At 65.9% G+C, this 13,184-nt stretch carries 10 protein-coding genes; 3 read left to right on the top strand and 7 right to left on the bottom strand.

What is annotated here, in order from left to right:
• Positions 1 to 162 precede the first annotated feature (162 nt).
• A complete protein-coding gene (locus tag AADX97_RS25520) occupies positions 163 to 495 on the top strand; it encodes a type II toxin-antitoxin system HicB family antitoxin (protein ID WP_374232457.1) in 333 nt (110 codons plus the stop codon).
• A gap of 36 nt (positions 496 to 531) precedes the next feature.
• Here AADX97_RS25520 and AADX97_RS25515 read toward each other — a convergent pair whose 3' ends face one another.
• From AADX97_RS25515 to AADX97_RS25500, 4 genes are all read right to left on the bottom strand, one after another.
• Positions 532 to 3,228, bottom strand: coding sequence for a DNA topoisomerase 3 (locus AADX97_RS25515; RefSeq protein ID WP_374232455.1), 2,697 nt, complete (start codon positions 3,226 to 3,228; stop codon positions 532 to 534).
• A 262-nt stretch (positions 3,229 to 3,490) separates the two neighbouring features.
• Entirely contained in the window at positions 3,491 to 4,393 is a 903-nt protein-coding gene (locus AADX97_RS25510) for an EamA family transporter (protein WP_374232454.1), read from the bottom strand.
• A gap of 6 nt (positions 4,394 to 4,399) precedes the next feature.
• Complete coding sequence (locus tag AADX97_RS25505; protein ID WP_374232453.1) at positions 4,400 to 5,731, bottom strand: hypothetical protein; 1,332 nt, start codon at positions 5,729 to 5,731, stop codon at positions 4,400 to 4,402.
• Between the two features lie 45 nt (positions 5,732 to 5,776).
• Positions 5,777 to 6,427, bottom strand: coding sequence for an ABC-type transport auxiliary lipoprotein family protein (locus AADX97_RS25500; RefSeq protein ID WP_374232452.1), 651 nt, complete (start codon positions 6,425 to 6,427; stop codon positions 5,777 to 5,779).
• Between the two features lie 148 nt (positions 6,428 to 6,575).
• On the opposite strand from AADX97_RS25500, the gene AADX97_RS25495 reads away from it, so the two are divergent.
• Entirely contained in the window at positions 6,576 to 6,773 is a 198-nt protein-coding gene (locus tag AADX97_RS25495; protein WP_374232451.1) for a hypothetical protein, read from the top strand.
• Positions 6,774 to 6,789: 16 nt separating this feature from the next.
• Here the strand turns inward: AADX97_RS25495 and AADX97_RS25490 are convergent, their stop codons facing one another.
• The 3 genes from AADX97_RS25490 to AADX97_RS25480 all read right to left on the bottom strand — a co-directional run bounded on the left by AADX97_RS25490 (position 6,790) and on the right by AADX97_RS25480 (position 9,549).
• Complete coding sequence (locus tag AADX97_RS25490) at positions 6,790 to 7,905, bottom strand: MlaD family protein (RefSeq protein WP_374232450.1); 1,116 nt, start codon at positions 7,903 to 7,905, stop codon at positions 6,790 to 6,792.
• Positions 7,902 to 8,639, bottom strand: a complete 738-nt coding sequence (locus tag AADX97_RS25485; protein ID WP_374232449.1) for an ABC transporter ATP-binding protein — start codon at positions 8,637 to 8,639, stop codon at positions 7,902 to 7,904. Before AADX97_RS25485 ends, AADX97_RS25490 begins: the two co-directional genes overlap by 4 nt.
• A 115-nt stretch (positions 8,640 to 8,754) precedes the next feature.
• Positions 8,755 to 9,549 carry an MlaE family ABC transporter permease gene (locus AADX97_RS25480; RefSeq protein WP_374232683.1) on the bottom strand — a complete coding sequence of 265 codons (795 nt, stop codon included), beginning with the start codon at positions 9,547 to 9,549 and terminating at the stop codon, positions 8,755 to 8,757.
• Between the two features lie 154 nt (positions 9,550 to 9,703).
• On the opposite strand from AADX97_RS25480, the gene AADX97_RS25475 reads away from it, so the two are divergent.
• On the top strand, positions 9,704 to 12,568 hold the full coding sequence (locus tag AADX97_RS25475) for a valine--tRNA ligase (RefSeq protein ID WP_374232448.1): 2,865 nt from the start codon (positions 9,704 to 9,706) through the stop codon (positions 12,566 to 12,568).
• Positions 12,569 to 13,184 lie beyond the last annotated feature (616 nt).

The raw sequence follows: 13,184 nt of genomic DNA, 5'->3' as shown, positions 1-13,184 counted from the left end.
TAATGAGAGAAGACCATGCGTCTGTCAGATTCACGACAAGGCGGATGTCTGAAATCCCCGCATTCGTCTATGGTGATTTCACGGGCAAGAAGCAGCCACCGCAGATCTGAAATACCGCGTCAAAGCCGCACGCGAGTTTCTCGAAAACGCCGGGATCTGACCATGAACGCCATGACCTACCGCGGCTATGCCGCCCGCATCGAGTACGATCCGGAGGACCGCATCTTTGTCGGACGACTGGGCGGCATCAAAGATATCGCCGTGTTTCACGGCACCAGGGTCGATGAGTTGGAAACCGCCTTCCATGAGACGGTCGACCACTACCTCGAAGTGAGCGAACGCACCGGCCGGCCGGCACAGAAACCCTACTCAGGCCGCCTCTTGCTGCGCGTCGAGCCGGAGACGCACGCAGCAATGGCAGTCGCGGCCGAGCTGGCCGGCGCCAGCCTCAACCAGTGGGCCGCTAGGGTACTGAAGGACGCCGCTCGCACCTGATTACATCAAGACCCCATTCAGCTTGGGACGGGTTGCTCAGAAGCCCTCCTCCGGCGCATCGGTTGCAATGGTCTCGGTCACGACCTGCCACTGCTCATCGAGACGCAGCCGGACCGAACCGACACCGGACTCGCTGCCTCCGATCAACCGCGTCCGCCCGTGCTCGATCAGCTCACGGATATCCTTCTCCTCCAGATCCCGGCCCTCGTAGGTCTTCCAGACCACGAAGTCGCAGCCCTCGCGAAAACGGTTGCAGCCGAAGCCACGTCGGCCTTCGATGATCTTGCCTTGGCCGCATTTGGGGCAGACGGGGGGTTGATCGCGAATCGAGGGGGTCGATACGCGGCTGTCCTTCGCACGTTCCGTGGTCGCCGGGGCCGTCGGCCGGCCTCGGCTAGATCGAGTGGTCTTGCGAGTCCCCTGCCCACCCTCGACGGCCGCCTCCGCCGATCCGGGGTCGGTCGCCTCGGCCTCGAAATCGAAGACCACTTTCCCCGCTGCATCCAGCCGCAGACCGGCGCCGAAGGGTTTGCCCGCCTTCGAGGTGAAGCCTTCGAGACGCGGGAGCCGACCCTGCGCGATAAGTCGGCGCACCTGATCCTCGGTCAGAACCAAACCGGCGACCGTCTTCCAGACGGTGAAGCCGCAGCCCTCGCGAAACCGGCTGCAGCCGTAGGCGCGGGCGTTCTCGGTCACCTCGCCCTCGTGACAGATCGGACAGGCGCCGAGACCCGCCGCCTGAGATGCGGTCGATCCTTCCGAGGCGCCGCCCCGGCTCGACCGCCCGGCCTTCCGCGTACCCCCTGCCCGCCCGGTCTTCGCTCCCTTTCCCGCCGGGCGTTCGGCACGCTCGGCCGCCACCTGCTCGGCCGACATCGCCGGGCCTTGGGCGATCTGCGGCACCAGCTCGCGCAGAAAGCCGATGATGTCGCGATCGAAGTCCTCGACCGGCAGTTCGCCGTGCTCGACGTCTTTGAGCCGCTGCTCCCACTCGGCCGTCAGCTCCGGGCTGCGCAGTGCCGGTGCGACCAGGCCGATCAGGGCGATGCCTTTGGCCGTGGCATGCAACTGCTTGCGTTGGCGCTCGACATAGCGGGTGCGGATCAGCTTCTCGATGATCTCGGCGCGCGTCGCCGGCGTGCCGAGACCGGATTGTTTCATCGCCGCGGCCAGGGCATCGTCCTCGATCTCGCGACCGGCGTTCTTCATGGCGGCCAAGAGGGTCGCATCGTCGTAGTGACGCGGCGGCTGGGTCTCCTTCTCCTGCACCTCCAGGCTGTCGACGGCCAGCTCCTGTCCTTCTACCAGCGGCGGCAGGACACCCGATTCGCCGGTCTCCTCCGCGGCATCGCCCTCGAACGGCGCCGCACCCGGAGCCGACTCGCCCCGGCGCGGCGCACGCCCCGCGGCTTCCGCCCGTTTCCAGCCGGGCTCCAGCACCAAGGCGCCGCGCGCGAGGAAGGTCGCATCGCCGATCGCGATCTCCACCCGCGTCTCCTCGATCCGCTGATCAGGCAGAAAGACAGCGACGAAGCGCGTGACCACCAGGTCGTAGATCTTGCTCAGCGCGGGCGGCAGATCGGGAGAAGGCGTCTTGCCGGTCGGCAGGATGGCGTGATGGTCGGTCAGCTTAGTGCGGTCGACGTGCGCCTTGCCCAGCCGGTGACCGGACTGCAGCCGCTCCAACGCCTCGGCGGCGAGCGGATGTTGCAGAGCCTTCAGGATGCCCGGCAGCTCGGGCAGCATGTCCTCGGAGATGTGACGGCTCTCGGTGCGCGGATAGCTGATGAGCTTGTGGGTCTCGTAGAGCGACTGGGCATGTTCGAGCACCTGCGCGGCGGTGAAACCGAACCGCCGGTTGGCATCGCGCTGCAGATTGGTCAGGTCGTAGAGCGGCGGCGGGCGAACGGTGCGGATCTTCTTCTCGACCTTCGCGACCCGGCCGGTGCGGTGGGGACTCAGCTCGCGATGGAGCCGCTCGGCCTCTTCTTTCTTCTCGATGCGGGTCTCGCCGTCGCGGATGTAGCGGGCGTCGAAATGCGCCGCATCGGCGGTCGTCAGATGTGCGACTAGCTCGTAGAAGAATGCCTTGGTGAAGTTAGCGATCGCCTGATCGCGTGCGACGATCATCGCGAGGGTCGGCGTCTGCACCCGCCCGATCGTGCAGAGGACCCGGTTGTGCACTGTGTAGGCCCGAGTGAGATTCATGCCGATCAGCCAATCCGCCTGGGCGCGGGCACGCGCCGCATCGGCGAGATGATCGTAGGCTTGGCCGGGACGCAGCGCGCGAAAGCCCTCGCGGATCGCCTCGTCGGTCAGGCTGGAGATCCAGAGTCGGTCGAACGGCTTTCTGCAACGTGCGTGCTGATAGATGAGGCGGAAGATGTGCTCACCTTCGCGGCCGGCGTCCGTCGCGCACACCAAACGCTCGGTGTCGGGTGCGGTGATGAGCGCCTTGACGAGCTTGAACTGGGCGGCGGTCTGCTTCGAGGTCTTGAGCTTCCAGGCTTCGGGGATCATCGGAAGTTGATCCGCCGACCAACGGCCGGCCCAGTCGACGCCCTGCACCTCGCCGTACTCGTCCGGCTCGGCGAAATGGATCAGGTGCCCGATCGCCCAGGTCACCCGATAGCCGTTGCCTTCAAGAAACCCCTCGCCCTTGCGGCGCGCACCCAACACCCGCGCGATATCGCGGGCGACGCTCGGTTTTTCCGCAACCACCACGATCGTCATCCCGATCTCCCTTCCACCCGCCGAGCCACCGCGTAGGTCGGGTGAGCGCAGCCTAATCCGACAGCCGGGCTCGCCGCAAACCGCCAAACCTCGGATTAAGGCACGCATCAGCCTCCGCGGCCAACCTCCAGCATTGCACCGGCGCGCCTAACCTGACTACGACCACGTCCACTCAGCCCAACCCTAGGTCGGGTTAGCGATAGCCTAATCCGACATCCCGCCACACGGCGAGGCGTCGAACGTCGGCTTAGGGTCCGATGGCCTACTTCAGGGTCAACGCCACCACCCCGAGCAGCATGACCGCGGCCCCGATCAGCTTGATGACGACATGCTGCTCGTTGAAAAACCAACGCCCGAGGACGACGGAGAAGATCCCGGCGGTGCGCTTCACGGCCATGGCGTAGGAGGCCAACGTCAGGCTGAGCGCGATCTGATCGGCGATGCGCATGAGCGCGAACAGCGCCCCGAGGACCAGCAGTGGGCGGATACGACGGCGCGCCTGCGGCGTGAAGATCTGCCGATAGAAGCCCCGGTCGCGCAGACTGAAGAGGACGAAGATGACCAGCGGGTTGACAATCGCGACGATCACCGCGAACGACAGCGGATCACTCAGCTGGATGCCGATCCGCCCGACGACGCTCGCAGCGGCGAAGCAGGCGGCGGCGACGAGCCCGAGCACGCTGCCCGGATCCGTCACCAGCCGCTTGAAGGGGAGATACCAGCGCACCTCGTGGTCGACGAGACTGAGGATGTAGCCCCCGCCCACCAGCAGGAGAACGCCGATCAAACCGACCGATGCGGGCACGGCGCCGGTAAACAGCCACTCGATGAGGATCGCAAAACCGGGGGTGAGGGTCATCAAGGGCCCGACGAGCGAGACCTCGGTCTTGTGCAGCGCTGCGTTCAACGCCCACCCGCCGAAGGCCGACAAGATGCCCCCGCTGAGGACGGCCATGAGATAGGCCGGCTTATGGAACGGGAAGTCGTGATACCAGAGGATCAGCGGCAGGGTGATGAGCAGGCTGCTGAGGTTGACATAGAAGGTGAGCACCTCGGTCGAGAAGTCGAGACTGAGATGCTTGGTGACCGCGAGTCGAGAGGCATGAAAAAAAGCCGACGCCAGCGAGAAGAGGATCCAGAGGTGGGCGAAACCGGAGAAATCCATCCGCAGTCATGCCCAACCGGTGCTCGGATCGACGAACCGCTTGAGTGGCCCGAAACGGATGTCCGGATCATCGCTTTGGAGGCGCTGATTGCGCTCGGCGAAAGCGCGCTGGAACCGGCCTCGACGCTGCCAGCTCTCGACGCTCAAGCAACCCTCGCCGCGCAGGATGCGCACGCTGGGTACACCGCCGAGCCCGAGCAGACCGGCCCCGCCGATGCCCGAGAAGAGTTTCGGCTGGATCGTCAGGTATACGACCCCGGCGTCTGCGAGCCTTGCACCCGGGCGGTTGCGCTCGGGGGCATGGAGATTCAGGACGTAGCAGGGCTGATTCAGTGTCATGAGAGCCATGCGACGACGTGCATCGGTCCGTTCCAAACGGCGGGCGGTCGATACGGGAAGGTCTCTGAGTGCCAGGGACAGCTCGCCCAACCCGGCCCGAATCCGCGCGGACACCGGCAGCGCGGCGAGACCCCGCGCGATGTCGGCATGAGTGCGCAGCGCGTGGCGATGCCAGGGCAACGGGGCTCGACGATGCCCGGTGAAGATCTCCAGCAGATCGGCCGCAAGAGACTCGAGGCGCAGCTGCAGGCGCCTGATGAGATCCTCGAACGCGGGATCGTCGAGCACCTGCCAGCCGGGCAGCTCGATCAGACAGCCGAGCGGCCGGGCACCCCGGATCGCCAGCCGGTCGTCCGGCATCGCCAGCCGGGCACCCGGGATGCCGAGGTCAAATCCGGCCAGCGACGCGTGAATCAAGTGTGCACCGAGGAAGGCGAGCGGGTCGACGGCTTGACGGCGCAGCCTGACATCCGTGGCGGCGCCTAATCGCACCGCGCTCTCCAACGGTTTCAACGCCTCGCCGCTCCAGTAGAGGAGATGAAGATGGAATTGTTTGGCCGCCTGCACGCTCTCACGGTCATGCGTGTTGGGATCGCAGTTGAGCGCGAGATGCAGCTCGCCGTCGGCCAGATCAAAACGGCGCATGACCTCGGGGTCCGAGACGAAACGCACGAACGCGAGCCCGGTTCGCCAGAGGACGCGGCCCGTCAGGGGCTCCACCGCATCCGGCGTAGCCTTCGGGGGATCGGAGATCTCGGACACCATGAGATCGTAGAGGCTGTGCGGCGACGCCTTGTCGATCAGCGCCAGCCGGTCGCCCTCGCAGAGGATCTCCTGAATCGTGCGGCGGGCGAAGCGTCGCTGCGGGTCGGGGTGCTCGATCTCGGTACGGGTCAGTGCAAACTCGGCCGGCGGCCCCGGGATGCGCAGATGCTCCCAGGCGACGCGCATCCGATCCAGACCGCGAGGATGGAGCGCCGCGAACCGGTCAGGTCGCATCGACACCGTCCGGGCAAACGCACAAGACCAAACTCATCGCGTCGATCATGGCGTTTCCGCGGAACGCACGGGTCCGGGCAGCGTCCGAAGGTCGCGCACCACATCGGCGGCCAGCAGGGCCGCCAGTCGGTTGAATGCCTCGGCCATGGCGTCGGGCGTATCGCCCTGCACCTCGACCTCGCGACTGTAGCGGCGGTCCCGGACGGAGCGACGGTCGTCGGCACGCACCAGCGCCAGGTAGAGCGCGCCGACCACCCGCGGCGGCGTCGCGGTCGGCAGATGCTCGAAACGCTCCACCTCGCCGCCGAGCAGGTAGTCCGCACGGGCACGGTCGGCCGGGATCAAGGTGAACTCGAAGACCTCGGCGTGCCGAACGGCACGGACCAGGTTGCGCGCGAGTGCACGCGGGACAGGGTCGGCCCAGAGTAGGTCGTCGTAACGCTGCACCTGCAGAGGCTCGGCTTCGGTACGGAAGACGATCTGCCGCCCGCCGAGGAAGCCGCGCGCGGCCAAATCCGAGACCAGCAAGGTTGCCGGCAGCGGCGAGCCGACCGGCGCCTCCAAAGGCTCGGGGTCGAGCGCATAGAAGAGATCCGACCGCAGCGGTGCGGGCGAGCCGCAACCGCCCGCGAGCAGCACGACGATGAGCGCGGGGAGAACATGGGGCAAGCGGCGGATAGCGGTCTTACCGGACATAGAGCCTTGAAATGGCGACAAACGATGACTCCGGAATCAGGCGAGAGACACAAGACATCACGTGAGGCGGAACTGACTTTGGGCTATTCTTGTAAAACATGCTGCACAATGGGAGAAGAAGGTGCCGGAAGCGAGCTTGGAACTCCTCATGACCATGGTACAAAAGGTCCTGGATGCCCAACGCGAGAGTCGAGAAGACATTCGCGAGATCAAAACCCGCCTGGGTCGACTGGAAGGCGATGTCGCAAGCCTGCACGTTTTTCTCGCCGAGCAGTCTGTTCGCCTGGATCGTTTCAGCGACCGGTTCGAGCGCGTCGAAAGGCGGCTTGAGATCGTCGACGCCTGATACGGGAGATTGACCCTTAGCGGAACCAAGGCGCCTGCTCCTCTTGCTCACGACGTTTGATGATCAAGGTCGGGTCGGCGCGCAGATCGCGCGCGAGGGCCGAGAGATTGCGGCTCGCGTCCTCGATGTTGGTCAAGATGGGGATCAAGGCGGCCGATAGGGACTGCAGGAGGAACTGGGTGTCGTCGAGCGAGCGCTGGATGGCAGGGCGGTTCTCGTTGACCAAGCCGCGGATGTCCACCGCCAGATCACCGTAATCGGTCACCGCGCGCCGGATGTCCTTGGTGCTGCCGGTCATGTCGCCGGTGATGAGCGCGAGGCTCGCGGTCATCTCCTCCACCGAGCCGAGGATGGCGCCGATCGAATCCGGATCGACCGCCGTGACGAGGTTCTCGGACATCAGCCGGAGATTCTCGAAGGCGCCCGCAAGCCGATCGCGGTTCTCGCCCTGGTCCTCGCCCGTGCCGATCAGCAGCTCGATGGTCTTGACCTGATCGCGGATGCTCGCGAGCGTCGGGGCGATGCTCTCCTCAACCACCCGGCGCACCGTCTCGGTCAGGACGATGAGCCGCTCGTTCAAGTCGGCATCGGGCGCCTTGGCGTCGATCACCGCCCCGTCGGCATAGAGATCCGCGGAGCTGCCGGGCCGGATACTGATGGCTTGTCCCTTCAGGAGACCCAGCGGTGCCAACTGCGCATGACTGCCCTGCGGGATCGGCCAGTTGTCGCGGATCCGCAAGGTTGCTCGGAAACACGGCAGGGTCGGCGAGCGCGCCGGCATCTCAGCAGAGGTCGCCGGGCAATGGAGCCGATGCGCATCGCTGCTCGGGAAGACGGGCTCGACCCGCTCGACCAGACCGACGACATAGCCTTCCTGGACGACCTGAAGCCCGGCATCGAGTCCGTCGGCGTCGGGGAAATAGGCTTGCAGACGGTAGGTCTTCCCGAACAGACCGGGTAGAACCAAGGTAAATGCAGCCACGGCGAAGGCGACCATCGCAATCACGAAGATGCCGGCGAACAGCAGATCGCGACGTTCGGCCCGCGCCCGACGCTTGCCCGGCGCGCCGATCTCGGGCGGAGAATAGAGCCGGTCCAGACGGCGATCCGCAGGACCCGAGCGATCGGTCATGGATGTCCCCACAGGGCTGCGCGCAGATCCAGACGGGTCTTGCACGCGGACTCGAGCCCCTGCGGCGTGCCCTCGAAGATCAGTCGGCCACACTCCATCACGGCAACCCGATCGCCGGCTCCGGCCAAGGCATCCGGGACGTTGTCGGTGGCGATCAGGGTCAGGTTGCCGTTCTCCCTCAAAGTGCGCAGGACCCCCAAGGTCTCGCGGGCGACGGTCGGGTCCAGCCCGTCCGAAAGACCGTCCCAGACCAGCAACTTGGGGCGGTGGATCAGTGCACGCGCCAACTCCACGCGCCGCTGTTGCCCCAAGGAGAGTGCGCGCGGCATGTGATTCTCCAGTCCGTCCAGGCCCAGCAAGGTCATCACCAAGCGCGCCGCCCGGGCCATGGCGTAACGAGTCATGGGCGCGCTGCGCAGAGGCAACAGAAGGTTCTCCAGCACGCTGTAGTCGGAGAGCAGCGAGCCGCGCTGCAGCACCGCCCCGATATCGCCGCGCAGACGGACCATCGCGGCCTCGCCGAGCCGATTCAGATCCTGCCCCAGAACCTCGATTGTACCCGCCGAGGGCCGATCCAGTCCCAAGATCAATCGGGTCAAGAGGCTCTTGCCCGCGCCGTTCGGACCGCAGATCAGCAACCAAGCGCCCTCGGGCAGCGTGAGCCGGATATCGTCGAGCGCCATGCGACCGCCGACGTGCTGGTACACCCCGTCGAGCACCAGGGCCGCAGTCATGGTGCCCACCGAGACCGCCGTCGCCACGCAAGGTCATGGCCGGCGTCATCAGCACACCGCAGCACGGTCTCGCTGGAGGCCGGGGGCTGGAGGCTGGAGGCTGGAGCCTGCTGCATCACACCCGCAAGAACAGAATATACAGAAGGTCCATCACCAAGATCGCCGAGACCGCCCCGATCATGGTCCGCGTCGCCGCGCGCGAGATACCCTCCGGATTGCGCCCTGCGCCGGTTCCGTTGACAGTGGCGATGAGGGCGATCAAGAGCGCGAACAGCAAGGGCTTGACCAACGCCTCGACGAGGGCTCCGACGCTGAGCGCCCGGATCAACGACTCGAAAAGTAGCGCAGGCGAGATCCCGGCCATCGTCCACAACCAGATGCCGGCCGCGAAGAAGGTCACCAATGCTCCCCAGACCACGAAGGCGAAGCTCATGAGCAACATCGCCAGCAAGACCGGACCGGCGGTGAACTGGATGGGGTGGATGCCGCTTGCGAGCAGGCCGTCCATCTCGCCGGTCACCGTCAAGGTCGCCTGTCGGACCGCGAGCGCGACGCCGGCCCGACCCGCCACCAGGATCCCGACCAGGATCGGCACCAGCTCCATGACGGTCGCGTAGGTCAGCGTCAAGACCACGAGACCGGGCAGATCCAGCTCCGTCAGGATGGACTCGATCTGGTGACCGAGGATCAGACCGAGCGAGGCGGTGACCAAGGTGATGGCCGGCAGAATGGAGAGCCCGGCCTGACGCAGGGATGCGGCGAAGGCCGGCATGTCCAAGCGTGCCCGGCCGAGCAGGATCTTCAAATACAAGCCGAGACAGCTCGCAAGGGCGAGCGCGGCGAAGCCGATCTCCTCGATCCAACCGGTCGGCCCACTGAAGGGCCCCCCGTGTCTGTCGTCGACGCCCATCACGCCTGACCCTGTCCCCCATGCAGATTCACGGTTGATCTTAAACCGCGCGCGCCGCAACGCTCCATCGCAGACGAGCGTCCCTTAAGCGCCGGGTGCCTTCGGTTATACTCGCGGCTTCATTCGAACGCGCTTCTCGGACGGCGACGCCATCATGCTGGATAAGAACTACGACCCCCAAACCCTCGAGAAAAACTGGTATCGCCTCTGGGAAGAGCAAGGCTATTTCGTCCCGGCCGACCAGACCGGGAGCACCCGGGCCGACGGCACGGGGGGCGGAGCCTATTGCATCATGATCCCGCCGCCGAACGTGACCGGCAGCCTCCACATGGGTCACGGCTTCAACAACACCATCATGGATACGATGGTGCGCTATCACCGCATGAAAGGCGATCGCACCCTCTGGCAGCCGGGCACGGACCACGCCGGGATCGCGACCCAGATGGTGGTGGAGCGCCAACTGGAGGCCGCCAGCCAAACCCGTCACGACCTCGGACGCGACGCCTTCATCGAGCGCGTCTGGGCGTGGAGGCAGGAATCCGGCGGCAACATCACCCGCCAGTTGCGCCGTCTCGGCTCCTCGCTGGACTGGCAGCACGAGCGCTTCACCATGGATGCGGGTCTGTCGAACGCCGTTCGCGAGGTCTTCGTGCGTCTGTTCGAAGAGGGGCTCATCTACCGCGGCAAGCGTCTGGTCAACTGGGATCCGGCGCTGCACACGGCGGTCTCCGATCTGGAGGTCATCTCGGAGGAAGAGTCCGGGCACATGTGGGACATCCGCTACCCCTTGGCGCTGCCGCCCGGCGCGACGGGACCGGCGCATCTGGTCGTCTCCACCACTCGCCCCGAGACCCTGCTCGGCGACTGCGCGGTGGCCGTCAACCCGGAGGACGAACGCTACAGACATCTGATCGGCGAATTCGTCGAGCTGCCCCTGACCGGGCGGCGCATCCCCGTGATCGCCGACGAGCACGCCGATCCGGAGTTCGGGACCGGCTGCGTGAAGATCACGCCCGCGCACGACTTCAACGACCACCAGGTCTGGCTGCGCCACCGCGACGAGACGGCGATCGCCGATCAACCGCACGGCGGTCTGATCAACATCCTCACCCCGGATGCCGCGATCCGCGACAACCAGCCCGAAGAAGGTACGCTGCTGCCCGCCGCCTACGTCGGGCTCGACCGTTACGAGGCGCGCAAGCTGATCGTGGCCGATCTCGACTCGCTCGGCCTGCTCGCGGCGGTGAAGGAGCACCGGCTCCAGCAGCCGCGCGGCGATCGCTCGGGCGCCGTCATCGAGCCCTATCTGACCGATCAGTGGTACGTGCGGGTCGCCCCGCTGGCGGAGCCGGCCATCGCCGCGGTCGAGGACGGGCGGATCCGCTTCGTCCCGGACAACTGGAAAAACACCTACTACGACTGGATGCGGAACATCCAGGACTGGTGCATCAGCCGCCAGATCTGGTGGGGGCACCGCATCCCGGCCTGGTACGACGTGGAAGGCAACGTCTATGTCGGCCGCTCGGAGGACGCGGTCCGCACGCGCCATGGCTTTGGCCCCGGGGTCGTTCTGCTCCAGGATCCGGACGTGCTCGACACCTGGTTCAGCTCCGCACTCTGGCCCTTCAGCACGCTCGGCTGGCCGGAGCAGACCGACCGTCTGAACGCCTTCTATCCGACCTCGGTGCTGGTCACCGGGTTCGACATCATCTTCTTCTGGGTTGCCCGGATGATCATGATGGGGCTGAAATTCATGGGCGATGTCCCCTTCAAGGACGTCTACATCCACGGCCTGGTGCGCGATGCCCACGGCGACAAGATGTCCAAGTCCAAAGGGAACGTACTCGACCCCATCGATCTGATCGACGGAATCGGACTCGAAGCCCTGGTCGAGAAGCGCACCAAGGGCATGATGCAGCCGCATCTGGCCGAGAAGATCGCCAAGCAGACCCGCAAGGACTATCCCGACGGCATCCCCGGCTTCGGCACCGACGCGCTGCGCTTCACCTTCGCCGCGCTCGCCACCACCGGGCGCGATGTCAAGTTCGACCTGGGCCGGATCGAGGGCTACCGCAACTTCTGCAACAAGCTGTGGAACGCCTCGCGTTACGTGCTGATGAACACGGAGGATCAAGACTGCGGCCAAACCGGCGGCGAATTGGAGCTGTCCGCCGCCGACCGTTGGATCCGCGCCCGTCTCAACGCCACCGCGGCCATGGTCACTGAGGCCATCGAGGGCTACCGCTTCGACCTCGCCGCCCAGGCGATCTACGACTTCACCTGGAACGCCTTCTGCGACTGGTATCTGGAGCTGTCCAAGCCGGTGCTCACCGGCACGAGCGCCAGCGATGCCGCCAAGCGCGGCACCCGCCGCACCCTGGTCGAGACGCTGGAGACCCTGCTGCGGCTCGCCCATCCGATCATGCCCTTCATCACGGAGGAGATCTGGCAGAAGGTCGCGCCCCTGGCCGGCGCAGAAGGGGAGACCATCATGCTCGCGCCCTACCCCGTCGCCGACTCAGGCGCCGACGACCCCGAGGCCGTCGCCGAGATCGAGTGGGTCCAGCAGGTCATCCTCGGCGTGCGTCGCATCAAGGGCGAGATGAACATCGCCCCCGGCAAGCCGCTGCCCGTGCTGGTCGCGAACGCCTCCGCGCAGGACAAGACCTGGCTCGCCGTCGCCCGACCCTACCTGGATTTCCTTGCGCGCATCGAGTCGGTCACCCTGCTCGAGGACGAGTCGAGCGCACCCGAGTCGGCGATCGCACTCGTCGGCAGCATGAAGCTCCTCATCCCGATGGCCGGGCTGATCGACAAGGACGCCGAGCTCAAACGTCTCGACAAAGAGATCGGCCGCCTGACCGACGAGATCGCCCGCATCGGCCAGAAGCTCGCCAACCCCAGCTTCGTCGACAAGGCCCCGGCAGCCGTCGTCGACAAGGAGCGTGCCCGACTCGCCGAGCAATCGACGGCGATCGGCAACCTGCAGGCGCAGCGGGAGAAGATTGCGGCGCTATGATCGGCGTGCCCTCCGACCCCTGATTGGCTCCGGGGAGATCGAAGCTGCCGCACGGCTCGCTCATCAGACGAGCCACCGAAACCTTAACCATCAGAGGCTCGTGACATCCGCTCCGCGGTGTCACGCATGCCCCGTGGCGCTCCGCGCCGCGTGCCGCTGTAGCCGAAATGACGAACGAGACCGACTAGGCCACCTTCACCAATCCACCGAGCGGTTCCACGATTGTCGTTCGCCTTCAGGCTTCCCTCGGGCACGTATTCGGCCATGAAGAAACCTCAACCGTTGCCCGCTCCACCGGCAGGATTCGGCCAACTCCGGACGCTCAGCCGGCACCGATGAGCGGCCGCAATGACCTATCCAGCGGACGTCGGTCGTCCGCGGCCGATCCTGATACCAGAACCTCCTGCTGTGGTCCTAACCGCGATAATCCGGCCCCTGGTTGTCGTTCGTTTCTTCGAACTGAACAGCGAGGAATCACCGCTGCGAGCTTCCTGGCGACTCGGAACCGAGCGTTCACGCGATTGCCTGAATCCCCTTCTTCTCGATGACGGTGAGAAGCCGAAGCGCTGGCCCGCCGGGACGCTTGACCCCTCGCTCCCAGTCCGAGACTAAGTTC

The organism is Thiocapsa sp. C2-2m, from assembly GCF_041903745.1.
Taxonomy (GTDB): Bacteria; Pseudomonadota; Gammaproteobacteria; order Chromatiales; family Chromatiaceae; genus Thiocapsa; species Thiocapsa roseilacustris.
The sequence above is the reverse complement of the archived record's forward strand: the minus strand, read 5'-3'. Positions and strand labels throughout refer to the sequence as shown.

Coding starts and splice junctions, on each gene's coding strand:
- AADX97_RS25475 (WP_374232448.1), top strand. CDS start 9,704: ATGCTGGATAAGAACTACGACCCCCAAACCCTCGAGAAAAACTGGTAT.
- AADX97_RS25480 (WP_374232683.1), bottom strand. CDS start 9,549: ATGGGCGTCGACGACAGACACGGGGGGCCCTTCAGTGGGCCGACCGGT.
- AADX97_RS25515 (WP_374232455.1), bottom strand. CDS start 3,228: ATGACGATCGTGGTGGTTGCGGAAAAACCGAGCGTCGCCCGCGATATC.
- AADX97_RS25510 (WP_374232454.1), bottom strand. CDS start 4,393: ATGGATTTCTCCGGTTTCGCCCACCTCTGGATCCTCTTCTCGCTGGCG.
- AADX97_RS25495 (WP_374232451.1), top strand. CDS start 6,576: ATGACCATGGTACAAAAGGTCCTGGATGCCCAACGCGAGAGTCGAGAA.
- AADX97_RS25505 (WP_374232453.1), bottom strand. CDS start 5,731: ATGCGACCTGACCGGTTCGCGGCGCTCCATCCTCGCGGTCTGGATCGG.
- AADX97_RS25490 (WP_374232450.1), bottom strand. CDS start 7,905: ATGACCGATCGCTCGGGTCCTGCGGATCGCCGTCTGGACCGGCTCTAT.
- AADX97_RS25500 (WP_374232452.1), bottom strand. CDS start 6,427: ATGTCCGGTAAGACCGCTATCCGCCGCTTGCCCCATGTTCTCCCCGCG.
- AADX97_RS25485 (WP_374232449.1), bottom strand. CDS start 8,639: ATGACTGCGGCCCTGGTGCTCGACGGGGTGTACCAGCACGTCGGCGGT.
- AADX97_RS25520 (WP_374232457.1), top strand. CDS start 163: ATGAACGCCATGACCTACCGCGGCTATGCCGCCCGCATCGAGTACGAT.